General features: G+C 70.9%; 23 protein-coding genes. 15 read left to right on the top strand and 8 right to left on the bottom strand.

Going from position 1 to position 23,035, the window contains the following annotated elements:
• Positions 1 to 20 precede the first annotated feature (20 nt).
• Genes ACH4G3_RS15255 through ACH4G3_RS15245 form a run of 3 tightly spaced genes read right to left on the bottom strand, consistent with a single transcriptional unit; the run spans position 21 to position 2,247 of the window.
• Positions 21 to 827 carry an acetoacetate decarboxylase family protein gene (locus ACH4G3_RS15255; RefSeq protein ID WP_397624892.1) on the bottom strand — a complete coding sequence of 269 codons (807 nt, stop codon included), beginning with the start codon at positions 825 to 827 and terminating at the stop codon, positions 21 to 23.
• A 2-nt stretch (positions 828 to 829) separates the two neighbouring features.
• Positions 830 to 2,056, bottom strand: coding sequence for an NAD(P)/FAD-dependent oxidoreductase (locus tag ACH4G3_RS15250; RefSeq protein WP_397624891.1), 1,227 nt, complete (start codon positions 2,054 to 2,056; stop codon positions 830 to 832).
• A gap of 2 nt (positions 2,057 to 2,058) precedes the next feature.
• Positions 2,059 to 2,247 carry a ferredoxin gene (locus tag ACH4G3_RS15245; protein ID WP_397624890.1) on the bottom strand — a complete coding sequence of 63 codons (189 nt, stop codon included), beginning with the start codon at positions 2,245 to 2,247 and terminating at the stop codon, positions 2,059 to 2,061.
• Between the two features lie 357 nt (positions 2,248 to 2,604).
• Between ACH4G3_RS15245 and ACH4G3_RS15240 the strand changes: the two genes are divergently transcribed.
• The 4 genes from ACH4G3_RS15240 to ACH4G3_RS15225 all read left to right on the top strand — a co-directional run bounded on the left by ACH4G3_RS15240 (position 2,605) and on the right by ACH4G3_RS15225 (position 6,314).
• The gene (locus ACH4G3_RS15240; protein WP_397625490.1) at positions 2,605 to 3,924 is read left to right on the top strand and encodes a glutamine synthetase family protein; all 1,320 of its coding nucleotides are present in this window, start codon (positions 2,605 to 2,607) and stop codon (positions 3,922 to 3,924) included.
• A gap of 17 nt (positions 3,925 to 3,941) precedes the next feature.
• A complete protein-coding gene (locus ACH4G3_RS15235; protein WP_397624889.1) occupies positions 3,942 to 5,228 on the top strand; it encodes a cytochrome P450 in 1,287 nt (428 codons plus the stop codon).
• 360 nt (positions 5,229 to 5,588) lie between these two features.
• Positions 5,589 to 5,831: a hypothetical protein gene (locus ACH4G3_RS15230; protein ID WP_397624888.1), complete on the top strand. Its 243-nt coding sequence runs from the start codon at positions 5,589 to 5,591 to the stop codon at positions 5,829 to 5,831.
• Between the two features lie 249 nt (positions 5,832 to 6,080).
• On the top strand, positions 6,081 to 6,314 hold the full coding sequence (locus ACH4G3_RS15225; RefSeq protein WP_397624887.1) for a hypothetical protein: 234 nt from the start codon (positions 6,081 to 6,083) through the stop codon (positions 6,312 to 6,314).
• Between the two features lie 29 nt (positions 6,315 to 6,343).
• Here the strand turns inward: ACH4G3_RS15225 and ACH4G3_RS15220 are convergent, their stop codons facing one another.
• The gene (locus ACH4G3_RS15220; protein ID WP_397624886.1) at positions 6,344 to 6,988 is read right to left on the bottom strand and encodes a TetR/AcrR family transcriptional regulator; all 645 of its coding nucleotides are present in this window, start codon (positions 6,986 to 6,988) and stop codon (positions 6,344 to 6,346) included.
• Positions 6,989 to 7,110: 122 nt separating this feature from the next.
• Here ACH4G3_RS15220 and ACH4G3_RS15215 point away from each other — a divergent pair, with 122 nt between their 5' ends.
• From ACH4G3_RS15215 to ACH4G3_RS15180, 8 genes are read left to right on the top strand one after another with little or no spacing between them, the layout of a single operon-like run.
• Complete coding sequence (locus tag ACH4G3_RS15215; RefSeq protein ID WP_397624885.1) at positions 7,111 to 8,265, top strand: VOC family protein; 1,155 nt, start codon at positions 7,111 to 7,113, stop codon at positions 8,263 to 8,265.
• Positions 8,262 to 9,200 (top strand): fumarylacetoacetate hydrolase family protein, encoded by a 939-nt coding sequence (locus ACH4G3_RS15210; protein WP_397624884.1) that lies wholly within the window; start codon positions 8,262 to 8,264, stop codon positions 9,198 to 9,200. Before ACH4G3_RS15215 ends, ACH4G3_RS15210 begins: the two co-directional genes overlap by 4 nt.
• 21 nt (positions 9,201 to 9,221) lie before the next feature.
• Complete coding sequence (gene mhpA / locus ACH4G3_RS15205; protein ID WP_397624883.1) at positions 9,222 to 10,844, top strand: bifunctional 3-(3-hydroxy-phenyl)propionate/3-hydroxycinnamic acid hydroxylase MhpA; 1,623 nt, start codon at positions 9,222 to 9,224, stop codon at positions 10,842 to 10,844.
• Entirely contained in the window at positions 10,841 to 11,098 is a 258-nt protein-coding gene (locus tag ACH4G3_RS15200; protein WP_397624882.1) for a hypothetical protein, read from the top strand. The genes mhpA and ACH4G3_RS15200 overlap by 4 nt, the downstream gene beginning before the upstream one ends.
• A gap of 33 nt (positions 11,099 to 11,131) precedes the next feature.
• Positions 11,132 to 11,950 carry an alpha/beta fold hydrolase gene (locus ACH4G3_RS15195; RefSeq protein ID WP_397624881.1) on the top strand — a complete coding sequence of 273 codons (819 nt, stop codon included), beginning with the start codon at positions 11,132 to 11,134 and terminating at the stop codon, positions 11,948 to 11,950.
• Positions 11,947 to 12,846, top strand: coding sequence for an alpha/beta fold hydrolase (locus ACH4G3_RS15190; RefSeq protein WP_397624880.1), 900 nt, complete (start codon positions 11,947 to 11,949; stop codon positions 12,844 to 12,846). Before ACH4G3_RS15195 ends, ACH4G3_RS15190 begins: the two co-directional genes overlap by 4 nt.
• Complete coding sequence (locus ACH4G3_RS15185; protein ID WP_397624879.1) at positions 12,843 to 14,423, top strand: FAD-dependent oxidoreductase; 1,581 nt, start codon at positions 12,843 to 12,845, stop codon at positions 14,421 to 14,423. The genes ACH4G3_RS15190 and ACH4G3_RS15185 overlap by 4 nt, the downstream gene beginning before the upstream one ends.
• Entirely contained in the window at positions 14,420 to 15,736 is a 1,317-nt protein-coding gene (locus ACH4G3_RS15180) for an amidohydrolase family protein (protein ID WP_397624878.1), read from the top strand. The genes ACH4G3_RS15185 and ACH4G3_RS15180 overlap by 4 nt, the downstream gene beginning before the upstream one ends.
• A gap of 470 nt (positions 15,737 to 16,206) precedes the next feature.
• Here ACH4G3_RS15180 and ACH4G3_RS15175 read toward each other — a convergent pair whose 3' ends face one another.
• Complete coding sequence (locus ACH4G3_RS15175; RefSeq protein ID WP_397625489.1) at positions 16,207 to 16,824, bottom strand: TetR/AcrR family transcriptional regulator C-terminal domain-containing protein; 618 nt, start codon at positions 16,822 to 16,824, stop codon at positions 16,207 to 16,209.
• A gap of 270 nt (positions 16,825 to 17,094) precedes the next feature.
• Positions 17,095 to 17,583 (bottom strand): GNAT family N-acetyltransferase, encoded by a 489-nt coding sequence (locus ACH4G3_RS15170; RefSeq protein WP_397624877.1) that lies wholly within the window; start codon positions 17,581 to 17,583, stop codon positions 17,095 to 17,097.
• Between the two features lie 303 nt (positions 17,584 to 17,886).
• Between ACH4G3_RS15170 and ACH4G3_RS15165 the strand changes: the two genes are divergently transcribed.
• Positions 17,887 to 18,423 carry a hypothetical protein gene (locus ACH4G3_RS15165; protein ID WP_397624876.1) on the top strand — a complete coding sequence of 179 codons (537 nt, stop codon included), beginning with the start codon at positions 17,887 to 17,889 and terminating at the stop codon, positions 18,421 to 18,423.
• A 174-nt stretch (positions 18,424 to 18,597) separates the two neighbouring features.
• Here the strand turns inward: ACH4G3_RS15165 and ACH4G3_RS15160 are convergent, their stop codons facing one another.
• On the bottom strand, positions 18,598 to 19,986 hold the full coding sequence (locus ACH4G3_RS15160) for a glycoside hydrolase family 43 protein (protein ID WP_397624875.1): 1,389 nt from the start codon (positions 19,984 to 19,986) through the stop codon (positions 18,598 to 18,600).
• A gap of 240 nt (positions 19,987 to 20,226) precedes the next feature.
• Between ACH4G3_RS15160 and ACH4G3_RS15155 the strand changes: the two genes are divergently transcribed.
• The gene (locus ACH4G3_RS15155; RefSeq protein WP_397624874.1) at positions 20,227 to 21,651 is read left to right on the top strand and encodes an amidase; all 1,425 of its coding nucleotides are present in this window, start codon (positions 20,227 to 20,229) and stop codon (positions 21,649 to 21,651) included.
• 72 nt (positions 21,652 to 21,723) lie between these two features.
• Positions 21,724 to 22,170 carry a type II toxin-antitoxin system PemK/MazF family toxin gene (locus tag ACH4G3_RS15150; RefSeq protein WP_397624873.1) on the top strand — a complete coding sequence of 149 codons (447 nt, stop codon included), beginning with the start codon at positions 21,724 to 21,726 and terminating at the stop codon, positions 22,168 to 22,170.
• On the opposite strand, the gene ACH4G3_RS15145 is transcribed toward ACH4G3_RS15150, so the two are convergent.
• On the bottom strand, positions 22,133 to 22,969 hold the full coding sequence (locus tag ACH4G3_RS15145; RefSeq protein ID WP_397624872.1) for a TIGR02452 family protein: 837 nt from the start codon (positions 22,967 to 22,969) through the stop codon (positions 22,133 to 22,135). The genes ACH4G3_RS15150 and ACH4G3_RS15145 overlap by 38 nt on opposite strands.
• Between the last annotated feature and the right edge of the window lie 66 nt (positions 22,970 to 23,035).

Genomic DNA, 23,035 nt, shown 5'->3' with positions numbered 1-23,035 from the left:
GTCTCACGAGGTGGTGGGGTCTACTCGGCGCCGGAGGTGCCGGACTCCAGCAGCCGGCCGCCGTCCCAGACGACGCCGACCTGGCGGTAGTAGGCGGCGATCGGCTCGCGGATCTCCAGGCGGGCCAGTTCTTCGGTGGGCGCCTCGAACAGCTCCAGCTCGGCGTCGCCGCGCCAGGCCTGTCCCGCCTCGAAGGATGCGGCGCCCGACTCGATCAGCTCGTCCAGAGCGAGGCCCTTGCCCTTCTCGATGGAGGGCAGCCAGCGGTGGTGGGCCATCGGGTGGGCGTTGACGAAGCCGTTCGTCTCCGACGGCTCGCGCAGGGTGACCACGGTGTGGGCCAGGCGCCGGTCGGCGGCGGCGAGCGTGGCGCCGAAACGGGCCCCCGCCTCGATGCGCGGCGCGGGGCCGTACGGGTGCGGGCGGGTCTGGTGGATCGAGCCGAGCTTCTTCGGGTAGCCCTGGTGCAGCCCGCGGGCGATGGCGAAGTCCTTGTCGACCCAGATGTGGACGCATCGCGAGTAGGTCTGTCCCCGGTACTTGCAGCGGACGACCGCGAAGGCCTCTTTGTACTGGGAGAGCACGGGATCGAGCAGCTCCTCGCCGGACGCCGAGCAGGACTGCCAGTCGGCCCAGATCAGCGCCACCGCGCCCGGGTCCTCGTCGGCGAGCTGAAGTGGCTCGGGAAGCAGTTCACGCACGCGTGCCGGGTCGGTGCGGTACTCGACGGTGAGCAGGTCCCCGGAGTACCGCCAGGGCGGTGAGGGGATCAGCGACGAGGCTCCGCTCGCCGTCTTGGGGAAGAGGAATCCGCGGACGGTGTTCATGATCAGCAAAGTCCTTGGGTGGTGAGGGCGGGCTGCTTGAGCAGTTGGGCGCGGTATCGGGAGGCGGCGGCCGCCGCGGCCCGACCGCCGAGGGCGACGACACCGGCCGGCCGGCCACCGGCGTGGTAGCCGACGACGACGTCACCGTCGAGGTCGCCGTCCAGGACCCGGACGTCCTCCTTGCCGAGCGCCGGTGCGCCGAAGGACTGCAGGCGGAAGTCGTGCTGGTCGCTCCAGAAGGTGGGCAGCGGCGCGAACGGGGAGGGGTCGTGGCCGGTGCCGGTCAGCTGGGCGACGAGGGTCTTCGCGGCGTGCTTGGCGGTGTCCGTGGGGATGCACCAGTGCTCCACACGGCGCGGTACGCCGTCGTAGCGGGCGTTCGGGAAGCGGGCGACGTCGCCGACGGCCACCACGTCGGGGCGTCCGCCGACGCGCAGGTGCTCGTCAGTGAGCACGCCGTCGCTCAGGTCGAGGCCGTTGCCGTCCAGCCACTCGGTGTTGGCGACCGAGCCGACCGACTCGACCACCACGTCGGCGGGCAGGACGGTGCCGTCGCCGAGGACGACGCCGGTGACGTGGTCGTCGCCGGTGAAGCCGGTCACGCCCGTGCCGAGGGCGAAGCGCACGCCGCGTTCTTCGTGGCGCTTCAGCAGGGCCCCGGCGAGGAGCTCACCCAGGGGGCCGACCATCGGCAGCGGCAGCGGGTCGACGACGGTCACCTCGCGGGCCCCGAGAGCGACGGCGGTGGCGGCGACCTCGCAGCCGATGAAGCCGCCTCCGACGACGACCACGCGGGTTCCGGGCGTGAGAGCCTGCCGCAGGCCCTGCGCGTCGTCGATGGTGCGGACCGTGTGCCGACCCGCGAACGGGCCGGGGCAGCGCAGGCGCCGGGGCCGCATTCCGGTGGCGACGACCAGACCGTCGTACGAGAGTGTCCCGCCGTCGTCGAACTCGACGATGTTCTCCGCGAGCCGCGCGGCGACGACCTTGGTGCCCAGCCGCCACTCCGCGTCGGCCACGCTCGCCCGCGGGCGGAAGGAGAGCGACTCGAAGGCGGCCTTGCCGGCCAGGACCTCCTTGGACAGGGGCGGCCGGTTGTAGGGCATGTGCGGCTCGTCACCGACGAGGGTGATGGCTTCGGTCCAGCCGGCGGCCCGCAGTTGCTCGGCCGCGCGCAGGCCGGCCATGGAGGCGCCGGCCACGACGATGCGTGCACTCCTAGAGGTCATGGTCAGCCCTCGATGCGGATGGCCTGCAGCGGACACACGTCGGCGGCTTCCTCGACCTCGTCGCGCAGCGCGTCGTCGGGGTCGGGGACGTAGGCCAGGTGGCCGCTGTCGTCCATGGAGAAGACATCGGGGGCGGCGAAGACGCACTGGCCGTGGTCCTGGCACTTGCTCATGTCGACGACGACCTTCATGGCCGGTCCTCCTGAAAGTGAGGGGCGTCGGGGCGGGGGCGAAGGAAGGAAGAGGGGCCCGACCGTCGTCGACCGGGCCCCGGCCAGGGACCGGCAACTGACCGGACCCTTACTCATTTGGCTTCAAACAACATAGGAAGCCACCTGACCCTGGTCAATACCTATCCATGCGGATAATTTTTTCCCTGCCCCCTCTTGCGAGGCGCTAGTAGCCCTCATACCGTTTGGCACCAAACAAGCTCGGCCGTGCGCCGCCCGCCACCCGTGCCGACCCTCTGACTCCCCGCACGATTCACACCCCTAGCGCCCGAGGAGACATCGGTGAGCGCAGCCCCAACCCCCAGCCTGCGTCAGCACATGCAGCGGCTCGCCGCCGAGGGCATCGACGTGGTGCGCGTGACCTATCCCGATCTCATCGGCACCGACCGCGCACGCGACGTCCTGCTGGACCACCTGCCGTCGGCCTGCGACCACGGCCTGGCCTTCTGCCGGGCCGTCTACCACACCAGCCCCCAGGGCGACGTGGTCCCCGTCGCCGGCGGTCTCGACGCCGGCCTGCCCGACATCACCGTGCGACCGGACCTGGACACCCTGGTCCCCCTCCCCTGGGAACCCGGCGTCGCCTCCTGCCTCGCCGACGTCACCGCCCCGGCCACCGGCCTGCCCGCGCCCGAGTCACCCCGCGATCTGCTGCGCACCGTCCTCGGCCGGTGTGCCGAACACGGCCTGCGTCCGGTGGTCGGCCCCGAGCTCGAGTACTTCCTCTGCGACGAGGACCCGGTCTCCCCGGGCGGCTGGTCGCGTCACTCGGGTGCCACCGGCGTCGTCTACACCGCCGGCCTGCGCGCCGACGGCGACAACCACCTCCTTCGCACGCTGCGCCTGTTGCGGGACATGAACATCGGCGTGACCAGCGGAAACCACGAGTTCGACGGCGGCCAGTTCGAGATCAACCTCACCCACTCCGACGCCCTGTCCGCCGCGGACCGCGCCTTCCGCTTCAAGTCCGCGGTCAAGGAACTGGCCCGCAAGGAGGGGAAACTCGCCACCTTCATGGCCAAGCCGTTCAACGACGCCGGAGGCTCCGGTTTCCATCTCCACCTGTCCTGCGACAACGACGAGGGCGGTAACGCCTTCGACGATCCTGCCGGGGCGTACGGGCTGTCCGCCACCGCCCGCCATGCCGTCGCCGGCATCCTCGCCCACGCCCCGGCCCTGGCCGCACTGGCCAACCCGACCGTGAACTCCTACAAGCGTTTCGGCCCGGACACCCTCGCGCCGTGGCTGATCGACTGGGGCCTGGACAACCGCAGCGCCATGGTCCGCATCCCGCCCGAGCGCGGCTCCGGCGCCCGGTTCGAACTGCGCCTCGGTGACGCCAGCGCCAACCCGTACCTGCTGATCGCGGGCACGGTCGCCGCCGCGCTGCTCGGGGTTTCGGCGGGCGAGGAGCCCCCCGCCCCCCTGGAGGGATACGGCTACGACACCACCAGGGCGGCCGTGCTGCCCATGAGCCTGCCGGCCGCGCTGGACACCCTGGAAGCGGACACGGAACTGACGGACGTCCTCGGCAAGGACTTCACCGCCTCCTTCCTCTCCTACAAGCGCGACGAGATCGAACGCTTCCAACGGCACGTCACCGACTGGGAGTTCACCGAGTACGCCTACCACCTGTGACGACTGGGAGCCACGCGATGCCGACCGAGACCCCGACCGCCGCCGTGAACGAACCGATGCCACTGGCGGACGTCGACCTCGCCGACCTGGACAACTTCACCGACGGCGTCACCCCATGGCGCATGTTCCACACCCTGCGCCACCAGGACCCGGTGCACTGGCAGCCCGAGGAGGCCCCCAACTCCGGCTTCTGGGCCGTGACCCGCCACGCCGACATCGCCCGCGTCGACCGTGACGCCGAGACCTTCACCTCCACGAAGTTCGTCAACCTCGAAGAAGTCGACGACGACCAGATCAAGACCCGCGCCTCCATCCTGGAGCTGGACGGTGTCCGCCACCGCGCGCTGCGCAGCCTGCTCCAGCGCCAGTTCGGCGCGAGCGTCATCAACAGCTACACCGACTTCCTGCGCGGCCTGACCGCCACCACGCTGGACGCGGCGCTGGCCAAGGGGACCTTCGACTTCGTCAGGGAAGTCTCCGCAGACTTCCCCATCAACGTGCTCGCCCGCCTCCTCGACGTTCCGCCGGAGGACAACCAGCAGCTCATCGACTGGGGCAACCGCATCATCGGCAACACCGACCCCGACTACGCCGACGTCCTGCTGGACAGCGAGGAGAGCGAGCAGTACCGGCACCTGCCCTTCCGCTCCCCCGCCTCGCTGGAGGTCTTCGCATACGGCCGTGAGCTGGCCCGGCAGCGGCGCGGCGGCGACGGCACCGACCTGGTGTCGAAGCTGGTGAACACCACCCCGAAGGACGGTGTGCCGCTCTCGCCGCAGGACTTCGACAACTACTTCCTGCTCCTCGTCGTGGCCGGCAACGAGACCACCCGCCACACCATCACCCACTCCATGCTGGCCCTCCTCCAGCACCCCGACCAACTGGCCCGCCTCAGAGACGACCCGTCCCTGATTCCCGTCGCGGTGGAGGAGTTCCTGCGCTGGGCCTCCCCCGTCTACCACTTCCGCCGCACCGCCACCCGGGACGTCGAACTCGGCGGCAAGCGGATCAAGGAGGGCGACAAGGTCGTCATGTGGTACGCCTCCGGCAACCGCGACGAGACGGCCTTCGGCAACCCGTACGACTTCGACGTCACTCGCGCCGACAACGACCATGTGACCTTCGGCAAGGGCAGCCCCCACCTCTGCCTGGGCAACCTGCTCGCCCGCACCGAGATCCGCATCATGTTCGAGGAGTTGATCCCGCGCCTCGCCGACATCCGCCTCGTCGGCGATGTCCCGCGCGTCCGCTCCAACTTCGTCAACGGCATCAAGAAGCTGCCGGTCGAGGTGACCCTCACCTGAACAACGCCGGGTGGGGAACCGGGCGAAGGCGTGCCGCATCCCACCGCGTGCGGCCGTAAGCACCGGCCGTGCGGCGCCAGATGCACCGCCGTCGAGCCCACCAGCAGCCCCACGAACCGTCGCGGTGACGGCGCTGACGGTTGTCACTCCGGCGCCGGGCGCGGCAACGGCTGCCGCCGCCGAGCACTCGGCGCTCGACCCATCGCGAGAACTGCACCGCGTCACCGACCCACGCCGTCGAGGACGCCCGGCATCGGTGTCCCGTTTCGCCGGGCAGACGGCCGACAACTGCGCGCGCAACCGTGCGATGGACGCGTCCGACGGCCCCCTCGAGTCGGGCAGCCGGAGCTGGCACGACTCATGCGCGAGCAACTCGCCGATCCGGCCGACGAGGTTCTGGACCGTGTCCTTCAGCGCGCAACGGACCCGGGGGGGGAGATCTCCGGCCACACGCCGGCCCGCGCCTTCTCCCATCAACTGATGCTCGCCGTCGCGCTCGTCCGCCCCCTGATGGAGGGCTGTCAGGCCGATGAGGAGTACCTGAAGTCGTTCGTGGACGCCGTGCTGCTTCCCGCCCTGGAACATCCGGTACCCCTGCCGTGACGGGCGCCTGAAGAGTCAGAGCACCTCTGAAGATCTTGCCCCGGCGCGCCCACTCGCCCGGCGGCCAAGCCGCTGTCCTCCCGCACAGTCGGACCCTCGCGTCCTTGATGTGACACGAGGAAGCAGGCAAGCAACTCCCCTGATGAGAGCGCGGGTTGTTCCGTCGCCATGCGGCATTCGTCCGCCCGGTGGCCTGAGGCCTGCCCCTGCCGCCAGACGGAGTTCCGTACGCGCGCTGGCTCCACCCTCGTGCTGAACCGGGGCGACGCCGACCTCGCCATAGAGGACGGCCTGGCCGACGTCATCACCGTCGGCGTGCCGGCACTCGCCAACCCCGACCTGGTCGAGCGCATCCGCGCCGCCCCCCACCCTCACCGCCTCTTCTTGACCACCAGAGGGCGTTCGGGCCGCAGGGCACGCAAGGGGTCGTCGCGGCCGGCCGCGGTATGGGAGACGCGTGACCGGAACTGCTTGTACGCGTGAGCCCTGGCGGTCACCGAGCCGGCCAGGGCTCACACGCCGCCGACCGCCGGCAGCGGGCGCCGGGCCACCTCCCGGGCCTCGTCCAACGGCACGCCCAGCATGCGCAGCGTCATCTCGGCCATGTTCGAAGCGGCCTCCTCCCCGTCGAGGTCGGGGCGGGCGAACCTCAACTCGACCAGGGACAGCAGGACCCCTCCCATGGCGGCCAGCGCACTGAGTGGGTCGGCGTCGGCGAAGCGGCCGGTGGCGATGCCGCGTTCCACGTCGCGCAGGGCGCGAGGGGCGATGCCGAGCTCCGAGTGAATGTGTCGCAGGCCACGGTGGCGGAGGATCTGCACCACCTCCGGGTGCGAGTCGGCCATGCGGGCCGTGAGGCGGAAGCCCGCCGCCACGAGCTCCGCGGGGTCGTCGACCACCCCCTGCAGGCGCTCGTCGATGGCCTGGCCGAACTCGTCCAGCGCATCCGCCACCGCCGCGTCGAACAGCTCCGTCTTGGACTCGAAGTGGTTGTAGAAGGACCCGAAGCCGACATCGGCCCGGTCGGCGATGGACTGGATGCTCGCGCCGGTGTCCCCCTGCTCGGCAAGGAGCTCGCGAGCTGCGCGGATCAGAGCCTGACGGGTCTCGGCGCGGCGTCGTTCGAAGCGGTTGCGGGGCGGGGCGGGTGTCGGCATGGAGTGAGTTTAACAACGCGCCCCACATCTGATGGATCTATCAGTTTTCTTCCTTGCAGCTATTGACGATCCCACGAGCAGTCTTGATGATTTCATCAATCCCGCAGTGCTTGGAGGACACCATGCCCGGAACTCGGGCCCAGGAGGTCGGCCGCAAAGACCTCGGAACGCCCCATCAAGATCTCCACAGCGCGCAGGGCGCCCTGCGCGGCGAGCACCCCGGGCGCTCCCGGAATCCAGTGATCAAGGTGGTGGACCTGGCGTGGCTGGAGTTCGAGAAGCCGGACCTGGACCGGGCCGAGGTGTTCGCGCGGGACTTCGGCTTCGCGATCGCCGCCCGCACCGAGGGAGAGCTGTGGATGCGCGGTACGTTCGCCGGCTCGCCGTGCATGGTGATCCGCAAGGGGCGTGCGTCCCGGTTCATCGGTCCCGTGTTCAAGGCGGCCGACCAGGCTGATCTCGACCGGCTGGCCCGCGTCACCGGCAGCTCGGTCCGGGAGGCCGATGTTCCGGGGGGCGGCCGGGCGGTCGGCCTGCTCGACCCGTCCGGTTTCCCGGTACGGGTCGTGCACTGCGGCGAGGACCTGCCCGCCCTGCCCGAGCAGCGGCCACGGCTCCTCAACACCGGCACTGATCAGCGCCGCGTCAACGCGATGCAGCGTCCCCCGCGCGAGCCGTCCCGCATCCAGAGGCTCGGGCACGTGGTGCTGGAGACCCGCGTGTTCCGAAGGGCCCTGGACTGGTACCTGGACACGCTCGGCATGATCGTCAGCGACTTCCTGTTCCTGGACGGTCAGCGCGACCGGGGTCCGACGATGGCGTTCATCCGCTGCGACCGGGGAAGGCAGCCGGCCGACCACCACACGCTGGCGATGCACCTCGGCCCCGGCACCGGCTACGTCCACTCCGCCTACCAGGTCACCGACCTCGACTCGATCGCCGCCGGCGGGGAGTACCTCGCCGAGCGTGGCTACCAGCGCAGCTGGGGCATCGGCCGGCACATCCAGGGCAGCCAGCTCTTCGACTACTGGCGCGACCCCGACCGCTTCATGCTGGAGCACTTCGCCGACGGCGACCTGTTCTCCTGCGACGTCGAGCCCGGATGGGCACCCATGTCGGCCGGCGGACTCGCGCAGTGGGGGCCGCCCGCCACCCGCGACTTCCTGGGGACCAACGCCTCCCCCGCCAAGCTCCGCGAGGTCATGCGGGCCCTGCGGGGCGACAACGAACTCGACCCGGCACGACTGCTGGGCCTGATGAAAGCGATGAACTCATGAGCGTCAACGTCCTGCGCACCGCCGACGGCTGGTGGGCGGTGAGTGCCGAACGCGCCGTCCGCATCGAGACCGAGGCGACCACCACCGCCGAGCTGCTCGCCGATCGCGACGCGGTCCGCGAGGCCGCCGCTTCCGGGGCTTCGGGCACGCCGGTCACCGACCTGGCGGCACTGTCCCCGGTCACCACCCCCTGCCGGGTGGTCGCCCAGATGGTCAACTACCGTAGCCATGCCCGGGATTCGGGCTTCACCGGCGAGATTCCGCCCACGTTCTTCCGTAAGGCGTCCACCTCCGTGTGCGGTCCGCAGGACACGATCGTGCGGCCCTCGCACGTGGAGTTCCTGGACTACGAGATCGAACTCGGCCTGGTCATGGGCGCGCCGCTGCCGCTGGGCACCATCGTCACGGAGAAGGACCTGCCCCGGTACGTCGCCGGGCTCGTCATCACCAACGACGTCAGCGCCCGCGACGTGCAGCTGACCAAGACACAGTTCTACGAGAGCAAGTCGTACCCGACCTTCACCCCCACCGGGCCCTGCCTCGCGGTGCTGGAGCCGGAGGACTTCGCCCACCTTCTCGACCTGCGGCTGAAGCTGTCGGTCAACGGCGACCTGCGCCAGGACCGCACCCTCGCCGACATGATCGTCCGCCCGGCGCAGGCACTGACCCTGCTGGCCCGCTTCCAGACCCTCGACCCCGGCGACCTGCTGCTCACCGGCACCCCCGGCGGCACGGCCCTGAAGGCCCCGCCCAAGCCGGTCGAGAAGATCGGCGCGCTGCTGCCGCCCGCCGTGAAGTGGAAGGTGTTCTTCAACGGCCAGCGCAGGAACCCCCACTACCTCCACGAGGGCGACCTGATCACCGCCACCATCGCCACCCCCGACGGGCGGATCGATCTCGGCGAGCAGCGCAACCCCGTCAGCCACGCGCAATAGGGGCCTGAGGTGAGCCGCACCATGAGAGCCGACCAGGCCACAGGGCCAGGCACCGCGCCCCGGCCGGCACCCCACGTACCCGTCGTGATCATCGGAGCCGGGCCGGTGGGCGTGACCGCCGCCCTCCTGCTCGCCCGGCACGGTGTCCGCAGCATCGTTCTGGAGCGCCACAGGGACGTCTACCCGCTGCCGCGTGCCGTGGCCACCGACGATGAAGTGCGCAGGATCCTGCAGGCCGTCGGCGTCGATGAGGAGTTCGACGCGATCGCCCGTCCTGCCCGAGGGCTTCGGCTGCTGGACGCCCGGCACCGGGTGATCGCCGAGTTCCCGCGCTCCCCGCTGGGGCGGCACGGCTTCCCGCAGACGAGCATGTTCGACCAGCCCGAGTTGGAGCGGCTGCTGCACGATGCCCTGGCCCGCCGACCCGAGTGCGAGCTCCGGCGCGGGGCGGAGGTCGTCGGCTTGACCCAGGACGGTGACGGCCCCGTCCGGGTGACCTACCGCGGGGAGCGCGGTGAGGAACACCTGTGGGCCGACGCCGTGCTCGGCTGCGACGGTGCGGGCGGCATCACCCGCGACGCCATCGGCGCCGTATGGGAAGACCTGCGCTTCGAAGAGAGCTGGACCGTCATCGACGTCCGCACCCGCGCCCACGTGCGCTGTTGGGAAGGCGTCGACCAGGTCTGCGACCCCGCCCGGCCCGCGACGTTCATGCGGATCGGTGAGGACCGCTACCGCTGGGAGTTCCGGCTGCGGGACGGCGAGGAGCCGAGCCCCGGACGGCTGCGCGAGCTCGTGGCCCCCTGGATCGACGCCCGCGACGGCGACTTCGAGGTGATCCGGCAGGCTCAGTACACCTTCCGCGCCCGTATCGCCGACCGCTGGCGCCAAGGCCGTGTGTTCCTGCTGGGAGACGCCGCCCATCTCACGCCGCCCTTCATCGGGCAGGGCCTGTGCACGGGGATGCGCGACGCCCGCAACCTCGCCTGGAAGCTCGCCCGTGTCCTGCAACAGGGCGCCGACGAACGCTTGTTGGACACGTACGAGGGCGAACGCAAACCCCACGCCCGGCACGTCATCCGGCTCGCGGTGGCGACGGGCTGGGCCATGACCGGTGGACAGGACGAGGCTGCCGCGGTGCGCCGCGGTCTCGTGGCCGCGGCCTGCCGTGTCCCCGGGGTGGTATCGCTGGCCGGCCGTGACCTCAGTCCCACCCTGACCCGAGGGCCCCTGGTACGACGCCGCGTCCGGCCGGGCGGCCTGGCGGGCACGTTCTGCCCGCAGCCGTGGGTGACCGTGGACGACCGGCGAGCCCGTCTGGACGACGTGCTCGGCGACTCCTTCGCCGTCGTGACCGCCGTACCGCCCACGCCCTCGCTGCGCGCCGTCGCCGCAGGTATCGGCGCGCCGATCGTCGCCACCGACACCCTCGCTGACGACGGCGCCCTCGCCGCCTGGCTGCGAGCCGGCCGGGCGGACGCCGTGCTGCTGCGTCCCGACCGGGTCGTCCTGGACGTCGTCCCCGCCGGGGCGGGCGACTTCACCGACACCGCTTCCTGGGCGCCCGTGCTCTGCACCACCCGCCTCACCGAAGGCATCGAACCTCCCGCAAGAAAGCCCCCTCCGAGGAGCGTCACGTCATGACCACGCCACACCCGCGTCCCTTCTGGCTGCCCGATCCGGCTGCCACCAAGACCAGCCGCATCGCGGAGTTCGGGCGCTGGGTGGCCCGCGGCAAGGACGCCGAAGCCACCCATGACCACACCGACTACGGGGCCCTGTACCGCTGGTCCAGAACGAAACGAAACGATTTCGTACTCGCCCTAGACGGCGCACCGGAGAAGCGCAACCGTCCTTTCGAGTGGCGAGCGGTCCGGCCACGCAGACCGCACGCTTGACAGCACCGGAATAACGGCAACACTGTATCCATTATGAGTACCTGGTCTGAACCCCAATCCGACTCGCGGTTCGCGGTCGTCGACGGTCTGCGGGTCCACTACAAACGCGCGGGGGGCGGGCCCCCGGTCGTGCTGCTGCACGGCAGCGCCTCGTCCCTGCACCACTTCGAGCACGTAGCGGCCCTGCTGTCGGCGACGTACGACGTCATCCGGCCCGATCTGCCGGGGTGGGGGCTCACCGGGCCGCGCGCCGACCGGGACTACCGCATCCCCGCCTACGCGGCCACGGTCGCCCGCTTCCTGGACGTACTGGGCGTGCACCGCTGTGCCGTGGTGGGCAACTCGCTGGGCGGGAACATCGCGTGGAACCTCGCCCTGGACCAGCCGGAACGGGTCAGCCGCCTCGTGCTCGTCAACGCCACCGGCTACCCGGAGAAGTCGGTCCCGGCGGGCCTGCGGCTCGCCCGCAATCCGCTGCTGCGGCCCCTGCTGCGCCGGGCGATGCCACGCCGCGCGATCGAGCGGAACCTGCGCTCGGCCGTCGGCCCCCACGCGGACGTCGTCGACGAGGAGATGGTGGAGCGGTCGTACCAGCTCATGAGCCGGCCGGGAAACCGGTCCGCCTTCGTCGACTTCGTCAACACCGACCAGCCCGATCGCAGCGCGGAGATTCCGCGCGTCGCGGTGCCGACGCTGGTGCTGCGCAGCGCGAGCATCGACGGCCAGCACTTCGCCCGGGACATCCGGAGCGCCCAGGAGCTGGTTCACCCCGACGGCGGTCATCTGCTGCCCGAAGAGGACCCGCAGTGGGTCGCCGACGCCATCTCAGAGTTCCTCGGAGGCCGACCGTGAAGTACTTCATCGCCGCCGGCGAGGACCTCCGTCCCGACCCGGCCACGCGGCAGGGTCTGCGCGGCAGCTTCATCGAGTTGTCCGACGGTGTCACCCACTACGAGCTGGCCGGACCCGACGGCGGTGACGTCGTCCTGCTGGCCGGCGGGCTGACCGTCCCGCTGTTCTACTGGGACGGCCTGGCGGCAGAACTGCGGGCCAGAGGGCTGCGCACCCTGGCGTGCAGCGCGTACGGGCGCGGCTACTCCGACCGGGTACGGGCCACGTACGACGAGACACTGTTCGTCCGCCAGCTCGCCGAGCTCAAGGACGCGCTGGACATCAAGGAGCCGGTGCATCTCGTCGGCACCTCCATGGGCGCCCTCGTCGCGATGCGGTTCGCCGGGCGGCACAGGGAGTCCCTGGCGACCCTGACCCTGGCGGGACCAGCGGGACTCATCCGGCAGAAGGCGCCGCCGCACCGGCTGTTCGCCAGTGACCGGCTGACCGGCTTCGTGGCCCGGCGGTTCGGGCGCCGGCTGCTGGAGAGCCACCTGGGGCACAACGTGCGTGATCCGCAACTCTCCGCCGAGCTGGCCGCGATGGTTCTCGACGCCTACCGGTACGAAGGTTCGCTGTACGCGTTCTTCGACACGCTCCAGCACCTGCCGCTGTCCGGCCGCACCGAGCTGTTCCGGCGCACGGGAGCGCTCGGGATACCGACGCTGCTGCTCTGGGGCGACGACGACAAGGTCACTCCCATCGACCAACTCAACACCGCACGCTCCCTGTTGCAGCCGCAGCAGTGCCACGTCATCCCGGACTGCGGCCACATGGCCCCCTATGAACGGCCCCGCGAAGTCGCCGAGCGGATCGCCTCGTTCATGGCAACCCGCACGGAAAGGCACCACTCATGAACCACTCCCAGCCCCTCGACGTCCTGATCGTCGGCGCCGGGCCGACCGGGACCGCGCTGGCGATCGACCTCGCACGCCGCAGCCTCGGCATCCGGATCGTCAACAAGTCGGACCACGCCTTCGACGGCTCACGGGCCAAGGGCATCCAGCCCCGCAGTCTGGAGGTGCTGGAGGATCTCGGAGCACTCGACTCCGTCCTCGCCGGCGGCAGCGTCTATCCGCTCCTCGGGATCCATCTCGGTCCCTTGGCCGCCCCGTGGCGGATGATGCGCAACCGGCAGCCGAGCGCGGACGTTCCGTTCCCCAACACGTGGCTGATACCCCAGTACCGCACCGACCGCGCGCTGCACGACCGCCTCGAACAGCTGGGCCACCGCGTCGAGTTCGCGACGGAACTCGTCGAACTGACCCAGGACACCGACCTGGTCACCGCCAGGGTGGCGGGGCCCGCCGGAATCGAGGAGATCACCGCCCGCTACGTCGTCGGCGCCGACGGCGGTTCGAGCACCGTCCGCAAGCAGCTCGGCATCGGCTTCACCGGATCGACGGACGAACAGGACCGGATGATCATCGTGGATGCCGTCACCACGGGCCTCTCCCGCGACCGATGGCACATGTGGCCCCGCCCCGGAGGACGGTTCACCGGCGCCTGCCCCCTCCCCCACGGCGACCTGTTCCAGTGGATGATCCGGCTGGCGCCCGACGAGGAACCCGTGCTCGACGAGGCACGGCTCAACGAACGGATCCGCTCGGCCACCGGCAACCGGCGCATCACCCTGAGCGACATCCGGTGGACGTCGGTGTTCCGGCCCAACATCCGCCTCGCCGAGAGTTACGGCCGGGGACGGGTCTTCCTCGCCGGCGATGCCGCACATGTGCACACCCCGGCCGGCGCCCAGGGGTTGAACACCGGAATCCAGGACGCCTACAACCTCGGCTGGAAGCTCGCCCAGGTCCTGGCCGGCGCCGACCCCGCGCTCCTGGACACCTACGAGGCCGAACGGATGCCCATCGCGGCCGAAGTGCTCGGCCTGTCCACGAAGAAGTACGACGGCATCGCCAAGCTCGACCCGTCGAGCCTCAAGCGCGGCAAGGACGAACAGCAACTCGCCCTCACCTACTTCGGCGGCCCCCTCGCCCCCGCCGACAGCGACCGCACCAGGGCACTGCGCGTGGGCGACAGGGCACCGGACGCCGTGCTGACGAGCCGCGACGGCCAGCGGGTCAGGCTCTTCGACGTCTTCCGCGGACCGCACTTCACCGCCCTGGCCCACGGCCGCCGTGCCGCCCACGCCCTCGACCGGCTCGAATGGCCCACGGCCGGCGCGCAGGTGAAGCGGATCGCCGTCGGCTCCCCCGCCGAACGCGCGGACCACGTCCTCACCGACTCCGCGGGGACACTCGGGCAGGTCCACGGGCTCACCGAGGACACCCTGCTGCTCGTCCGCCCCGACGGCTACATCGGCCACATCGCGACCGGGGACATCCTCACCAGCACACGCACGGCCGTCCAGGCGTTGACGCCTCCTGCAAGGCGCCGCACCGAGGCCTCTCCCACCGCAGGGGTGTCCGAATGAGCCGTATCCTGCTGCGCGGCGCGCGGGTCATCACCATGACGCCGGGCCGCCCCGACGCCGAGCTCGTCGACGTCCTCGTCGACGGCGACCGCATCGCCGTGATCGACGAGGACCTGGAAGCGCCCGGCGCCGATGAAACCGTCGACCTCACCGGACGCGTACTCCTCCCCGGCCTGGTCAACGCCCACCTGCACACGTGGCAGACCGGACTGCGGTGCGTGGGCGCCGACTGGACGCTCATGGAGTACCTCACCCACCTGCACGGGGGCGCCGTCCAGCACTACGCACCCGACGACATGTACGTCAGCAACCTCGCCGGCGCGCTGAACCAGATCAACTGCGGCACCACCACCCTCGGCGACTGGTGCCACAACAGCCTGACACCCGAGCACGCCGACGCCGCCGTCGAAGGGCTCGCGCGGGCCGGCATCCGCGCCGTCTTCCTGCACGGCACCCCCTACCGGGACCCGGACATCCCCCATCCGCTCGCCGAGATCGACCGCCTGCTGGACGGCCCCGTCCGCGACCATGCCCTCCTCACCCTCGGCATGGCCGTCCAAGGACCGCAGTACTCCTCCCCCGACACCGCGGTGACCGACTTCCGGGCCGCGGCGGAACGCGGACTCGTCGTGTCCCTCCACCAGAGCGGCGGGGAGCTCGCGCCCGGCTGGGCCGCCGTACGCACTGCCGGGCTGTTCGGCCCCCGCACCAACGTCGCGCACGGCTCCGACCTGCCCGACGGCTGGATCAAGACGCTCGTCGACGCCGGCGTCACCTTCACCAGCACACCCGAGAACGAACTCGGCCAGGGCCACGGCACACCCGTCACCGGATCCCTGCTGCGCCACGGCGCCGCCCCCTCGCTCGGCACCGACGTCGACACCGTCGTACCCGGCCAGGTCCTCACAGCCGCCCGTATCGCCCTCGCCCACCAGCGGGGCCTCGATCACGCCCACCACCGGCACCACACCGGCACGCACGCCGACACGCCGTCGGTCACCGCCAAGCAGGCTCTGGCGTGGGCCACCGTCGAAGGGGCGAAGGCGCTCGGCCTCGCCGATCAGGTCGGCCGCATCGAGCCGGGCATGCAGGCCGACCTGATCGCCGTCGACACCCGTGCCCTCAACCTCTGGCCCGCCCACGACCCGATCGCAGCCGTGCTGCACGCCGACATCGCGAACATCGAATCGGTCGTGATCGCCGGCCGCTGGCGCAAGCGCGACCACACTCTGCTCCACCCCGGCCTGGCCGAGGTCATGGACCGACTCCTGGAGTCGGGCGGGCGGCTCCTCCATGCGATGGGCGCCGTATGAGCAGCCAGACCCGGCAGCCCGAGCCCTGACGCATCCCGCCCCCGGCGCGGTGTCGAGTTCCAGGCGACCGCGGTGGCCTTCGGCGATTGCGGGACCGGGAGGGGCGGCGTTCCGTGCGGCAAGGGCGGTGACGCGCTCGTGCGTCCCGGGCGGTCCGCTCCACAGGCGTCGGCACTCACCCGAGCCTCGCCCACCCGGACGTGGACGCGGGTGCCGGACGGCCGAGAACTTCTTGGTGTCCAGGTCATACCACAACAGGTAGTTCTTACCGGGGCCGGCCAGGGTCGAAGTTCATCAGCAGGTTCACCACCCGCGACCTGCGCTCCCAGCCGGACAGCGCCGCTGCCGACGACTGAGTCGGCGGCTCTCGCCGCGCGTTGATGTGAATGGTGAGCGCCTCATCGCCGGGGACGCCGACCACCACAAGACGGCGACGTAAGTCCCTTCACACCCCGGCGTTCCAACTCCCGTCAGTCGCCGTCCCGCAGTTGCCCCAGACCACGCACGAGGAGATCGAGTCCGAACGAGAACTCGTCCTCCAGCGGCACCGGCAAGGAGTGGGCGACCGCTGCGGTCGCGGGGAAGAGAAGAGGATCCACCTCACGGAAGACAGCAGACGCCTGCGTGTCGTCCCGCCCCGTGCTGCCGTGCCCCTCTAGCTGGACCGCGAAGCCCAGGACGTAGCGGGCCAGAGTCGCATAGGCGTGTGCCGCCGTCCGAGGCGGGAAACCGTTGTCGAGCAGAACCGCGATACAGCGTTCGCGCAGCACCATGGCGTGCGGGCCCATCGGGATCTGCTCCACGAGCAGCCGGGCTGCGTTCCGGTGCCGGCGCAGCGTGTCGAACATCGCGTGCGCGATCGTCCGGCAGGCCTGTTCCCAGCCCATGGCGGCGAACTCATCCGCCGCGATCTCGACGGCCCCGAACATACGGTCCACCACCTGGGCGATCAGCGCCGCGCGGTTGCCGAAGTGCCGGTAGAGCGTCGCCGTCCCCGACCCCAGACGCTGAGCCAGGGTCCGCATCGACAGCGCCTCGGCGCCCTCCTCATCCACGATCTCCAACGCCGTGGCGAGGATCCGCTCCAGCGGAACGGGCGGACGCCCCGGCGGGCGCCGAGCCGACGCCCCACCTACCTGCACATCTCCACGCGGCCCTGTCACACGGAAAGTATGACCCGCCCGCACAGGGTGCACGATGTGCGACCGATGCACATCTGATCTCTGCCGCCCTGCTTCGGCATCTCGAGATCGACCGCTCACCGCCGGTTCCTGATGGCTGAAGCCCATGATCGAGGGTCACCAAGCGCCGAACTGGGCAGATCGCTGCGATGGTGTTCTGTGTACCGGCACACCACGTCATGCCGAAGGAATGCGAAACTCGAATTCGGGACGGTCCCACGGCACGGCGGGCGGGCCCGCGAGCGCGGTCCCGGTCCGCACTGCACCGACGCGGTGGTAGAAGTCCTCGGCGGGAAGATGCGACACGACCTTGACACGGTCGAGCCCAGCGGCACGGGCCTCGGACTTCATGTGCGCAACGAGCAGTCGTCCAATACCTTGTCCTTGCGCTTCGTCGGCGACGAACAGCAGATCGAGTTCCGGTGGAGCGAGGACGAGCGAGTAGAACCCGAGGACCCGGCCTCCATGCTCGTCGGCGCCGACGGCTACGAAGGCGCGGTGGGCCTCGATGTAATCAGGGCCGACCCGGTAGCCCGCGACTGCGGCTGCGTACTTACCCTCGTAGGCGCCTGAGCCGCGCACGAGCCGCGTGAGCCGTTTGGCATCCCGCGCGACGGCCCTCCGTATCGTGATCGGCCGACTGCTCGGGGAAGTGCGTGAACTCATGGGGAAAGTATGTCCCACCGAGGTCCCATCAGGATCTTCCCAGGCGGGGCCTCGCCGTCTCACCCGCCCGCGCCTGGGCCGCATCGAACGGTGACCGTCGAGCTCCACCTCGTACCACCACCGCGGCCCGGTCGGCAGCCGCGGCACAAACTCGGCCAGCGCGACGTCGACGGGGGAACTCCACCCCGCCGCCCCCGACCGCCATCGAGCGGCCCGCGCGCCGGACTGCTCCAGCAGGCCCACTCGTGGCAGCCCGAGGCTGCGTTGTACGTTGACCAGCCAGAAGACCAAGGGGTGGGAACATTGGACGTACCGAATGTGATCGGCGACTGGCAGGAGTACCAGTCCGGCGCCCTCGCCGGACTGCGAGTGCGTGTGCACAACCTGAAGAAGGCCACACCGCGACAGGGCCGCGACGACAAAGCCAAAGGGCTCACGTACGTCAGCTTCGAGGTCACGTACGAGAACCGCGGCACCAAGCACCACGAGATAGACCTGGACCGGCGCCCGCAGCATGTCGACGTCCGAGTAGGGCGCGACGGGCACGCGGCCTTCATCGACATCCACTCCTCCGACGTCATCGAGGAGTACAACCTCTTCCCCCAGCGTCGCGTGACAGCGGTCATCTATGCCGCCGCATCTGCCGCGAAACTCAAACAGATCGACATCCAGATCAGCCCGAGCATCGACGACGACCCCACGTTCGGCTACCACTGGGTCGGCGGCCTCGGAGTACACGAGGGTTCCACGCGTGCCGGCTCCCGCGCCTCGACCGCGAAGCCGAGCGTCGCCAATCAGGTCGAACAGTTCCTCAAGGGCACCGCCCCCGACGGAGCCTGACGCCGCCGGAACCCAACTCGTCGCCATGGCGGACGGGGAGCCGGAACGCCGCCCACGGCAGCTACTCCAGCACAATCAGTGCACACTCGGCCGGGAACTCCCGGGAAGGCCAGGGAAGTGGAGGAAGTACTCCGCAACTCCCAGCGCAATTGCCCAGGCCGGCAGCGGCGCAGGTCACGCCCAGGCAGCCACCGGCACGAACGAACTGTCCTGGCGGAACAGGTCCGTCCCGTCCGGGCGTTCCACGCGGAGCTGGTAGGCGTAGTGGCGCAGGTAGTACCCGGGGTAGTTGTACGACTCGAAGCGCACGGAGCCCGAGGCCGCGCCGGTCCGGAGGATGAACGTGGCGTCCTTGGCGAACGTGCTCGTGCCGTCGTTCGGGTCGAAGCGGGCGCGGAAGTCCCAGTGGCGCAGGTAGTTGCCGGCCGCGTCGCGGAAGGAGTAGCCGCTCGCGTCGGCCAGGCCGGCGACGACCGTGAAGGTGGCGGCCTGCTTCTCGGCGGTGCTGCTGGAGCCGCTGACCACGGGCAGGTTGAGGAGCGAGGACTGCTGTTGCCAGTAGCGGGTCGAGTAGTTGGCCGACCGGAAGGAGCGGGTGGTGTTCCGGGCGAGGCTCGGGCCACCGGAGACCGTCTCCTTGACGACCGTGAAGTGCCGGGCCGTGCCGGAGATCCCGGGGAGCGCGGCCGGTGCCGTCCAGGTGGCGAACGTGTCGTAGCTGTCGCTGTAGTAGTAACTGCCGTCACCGTAGCCGTCGAAGAAGATGCGCCAGCCGCCGTTGTCGAGCCGCACCAGCGCCGGGCCCTCGCGGTAGCTGCCCCAGCCCGCCCAGTCGCCCGTCCTGCGCATCGTGTACGGGCCGGTGAGGTTCGAGGCGGTGGCGTACTCGATGTACTTCGTCGTCTCGTTCTTCGGGAAGGCGTGGTAAGTCGAGCCGATCTTCACGATGAACGTGTCGATGTGGTTGGCGCCGATGCCGGAGAGCGCGACAGGTGAAGTCCACGCCGTCAACGCCGAGTTGGCGGCCCGGAGCAGGTACGGCGTGAAGATCCACTCGTCGTTCGTGGTGGAGCAGGACACGATGACGCTGACGCTGCCGTCGCTGTCGACGAACCACTCGGGGGCCCAGGCGCGGGAGAGGTTCGCGACGGGGACGGTGTAGTCGTACAGGAACGTCCAGTTGACGCGGTCGGAGCTGCGGGCGAAGCCGATGGTCCTGCTGGTGTCCTGCCAGGTGCGTGTGGTGTAGGTGACGTAGTAGTAGCCGTCGGTGTGTCTGATGACGCTCGCGTCGCGGATCCGGCCCGCCGGCGGCGTGTAGGCGGAGGAGCGCAGCAGCCGGAAGTCGGTGGCGTCGTCCGACTGGTAGACGTTGACCGTGCCGTCGTTGCTGTTGAGGAACGGCACGATCGTGTACCGGGTGGCGGAGCCGTTCGGCGGTGCGGCGGCCAGAGCGCTGCCGAGCAGTCCGGGCGCCTCGCCCAGCAGCACCGCGGAGGCGGGCAGGGCGGCCAGGGCGCGCAGCAGCGTACGGCGGGACGGGGCGACGGGGTGTGCGGTCACGGGCGGCTCTCCCTGAGACACAATGATCGATATATCGAACAAGGTTCGGAAACTCGATCAGAAGTGGGGGCTCAGAAAGTAAGGGCGGGGCAGGAACGCGTCAATGGTTTGAACAGGAGCGGATGAGTCCAGTGAGGTAGATGTGGTCAGTGGGTGAATTTCCACTCCTGCCGTCGGCGTTCCACCGCCGGCCATCGGACGTTACCGTTCGGTAGAGAGGTTGCCTCCGGAGGTGTCCGTATGACGTTCGACCGAGCCGCAGGCCTGGCGGAGACCGCCCGTGCGCTGGCCGCCGGGGACGTGACGTCCCGGGCGCTCGTCGAGCGGACGCTGGCGCGCATCGAGGCGACACAGGGCAGCATCAACGCCTTCCGGATCGTCCGGGCCGAGGCGGCGCTCGCCGAGGCCGAGGCCGCCGACCGGGAGCTGGCCGCGGGCGTGCGGAGGCCGCTGCTCGGGGTGCCCGTGGCGGTGAAGGACGACATGGACGTGGCCGGCGAGCCGACCGCCTTCGGCTGCTGCGGGGAGTTCCCGCCGGTCGCCGAGGACGGTGAGGCGGTACGGCGGCTGCGCGCGGCCGGGGCCGTGATCGTCGGCAAGACCAACACCTGCGAGTTCGGGCAGTGGCCCTTCACCGAGGGGCCGGCCTTCGGCGCCACCCGCAATCCGTGGAGCACGGCCCATACGCCCGGTGGTTCCTCGGGCGGCTCGGCCGCCGCGGTCGCCGCCGGTCTGGTGCCCGCCGCGCTCGGCTCGGACGGCGCCGGCTCGGTGCGGATCCCGGCCGCGTGGACCCATCTGGTCGGCATCAAGCCGCAGCGCGGCCGCGTCTCCACCTGGCCGCGCGGCGAGTCCTTCCAGGGCATCACCGTCAACGGCACCCTGGCCCGTACGGTCGCCGACGCGGCCCTGCTGCTGGACGCGGCGAGCGGCAACCACCCGCTGGACCCGCACCGGCCCCCGGCCGTGGACGCGTCGGCGGCCGTCGGCCGCGACCCCGGGCGGCTGCGCATCGCGCTCGCCCTCAAGCCGCCGTTCACAGCCGTTCCCGCCCGGCTCCTGCCTCAGGTGCGCACCCGCATCGTCGAACTCGCCGAGCGGCTCGCGGAGCTGGGGCACATCGTCGAGGAGGCGGACCCGCCGTACGGGCAGATCGGGCTGACCTTCGTGCCGCGCGCGACGGCCGGGATCGCCGAGCGGGTGGCCGAGGCGCCCTTCCCTGCGCTGCTGGACCGGCGCACCCGGGACGCGGCCCGGCTGGGCCGGCTGCTCGGCGGGGCACCGCTGCGGGCGGCCCGGCGGGCGGAGACCGTCCTGCACCGCCGCATCGGCGAGTTCTTCACCTCGTACGACGTCGTCCTCGCGCCCACCACCGCCGCTCCCCCGCCCCGTATCGGCGCCCTGCTGGAACTCAGCGGTTTCGCCACCGACCGGGCGATGATCGCCGCCTGCCCGTACGCCTGGCCGTGGAACGTGCTGGGCTGGCCGGGCGTCAACGTGCCCGCCGGTTTCACGGCGGACGGTCTGCCCGTCGGGGCCCAGCTGCTCGGCCCGGCGAACAGCGAACCGCTGCTGGTGCAGGTGGCCGCGCAGTTGGAGGCGGAACTGCGCTGGCACGAGAAGTGGCCCGCCCCGCCGGTCACGGAACGTTCCGCTGCCGCCTGAGCGACCGTGGGCGGTTGCGCGTGGCGACCGGTCGGTGGCCGGGCGCGTGGGAGCAGCCTCTAGGGTGCCCGCGTGACCGCGTTTACCGATGAGAACGTCCCGGGCCGCTCCGGCCCCTCCGCCACCACCCAGGCCGATCCGCGCGAGGTGGGCCGGGTGCGCACCGAGTACTCGCCCGCGCACGACGGCGACCCCGACCCCGGCGAGATCGTCTGGACGTGGGTGCCCTTCGAGGAGAACGACGGGCGCGGCAAGGACCGCCCGGTGCTCGTGGTCGCCCGCGAGCCGGCGGGGACGTTCCTCGCCGTGCAGTTGTCCAGCAAGCGGCACGACGGGGACCGGGAGTGGGTGCCGATCGGCAGCGGACCGTGGGACCGGTCGGACCGCGAGTCGTGGGTCGACGTGGACCGGGTCCTGCGTCTGCACGAGGACGGCATGCGCCGGGAGGCCTGCGCCCTGGACCGTATGCGGTTCAACCTGGTCAGGCACCGGCTGCGGGAGCGCTACGGCTGGAGCTGAAGGCCTCCTCGAAGGCGCCGCGCACGGCGGCGCCCGGCGTCCGGTCCAGCACCCCGAACACCACGTGCTCGAAGGCCTGCGCAAAGCGCCCGCCGGGTTCCAGCAGCGCCCGGAAGGCCCCGGCGACCTGCGCCGGGTCGTTGCGGAAGACGCCGCATCCCCAGGCGCCCAGCACCAGGCGCCGGTAGCCGTGGGCGGCGGCCGTCTCCAGGACCCGTTCGGCGCGGACGGCCAGGGCCGTCGGCAGTTCCGGGACTCGTTCGGGTGCCGTGCGGTGCACCACGCCCGCGTTGGGCGCCGCCGCGGTCAGGAAGCCGGCGGTGTACGGCTCGTCCAGCAGGCGGCCCCGGTCGTCGCGGAAGACGGGCACGGCGGGTGAGTGGATGACACGGTCCGTGTAGAACGGGTCGCGGTGGGCCCGGTGGTGGTCGTAGAACGCGCGGGCCCGGAGCAGGCAGGTGTACAGCGCGGAGGCCCGGCACAGGGCCTCTTCCTGGGCCTGGGCGCCGTTGAGGTATCCGCCGCCGGGGTTGCGAGCCGAGGCGAAGTTCAGCACGGCCACGTTCCCGCCGAGCCGGCGGGCCGCCTCCAGGCTGCTCTCACCCGTGACCTCGACCAGCGTCCGAGTCACCCGGGTGGAGGACACCGGCACCGGTTCCGGGCCGTACATGCGCGTGCCCTCGCGCGCCGCCCGGAGTCCGGCCGCGATGGACACCTCGCGCCCGTCCGGTGCCCGGTAGGCCCCCGCCGCCACGATCTGCTCGGTCTGCTGTGCGACACCGCGCAGGCGCGCGCTCACGGCGCCACCCCCGTGTGCGCCGTGACCGCGTGCCGAACGGCCGGTTTTGTCGTGCTCACGCAGGCA

Source organism: Streptomyces afghaniensis (assembly GCF_044327915.1).
Lineage (GTDB): Bacteria > Actinomycetota > Actinomycetes > Streptomycetales > Streptomycetaceae > Streptomyces > Streptomyces afghaniensis.
The sequence above is the reverse complement of the archived record's forward strand: the minus strand, read 5'-3'. Positions and strand labels throughout refer to the sequence as shown.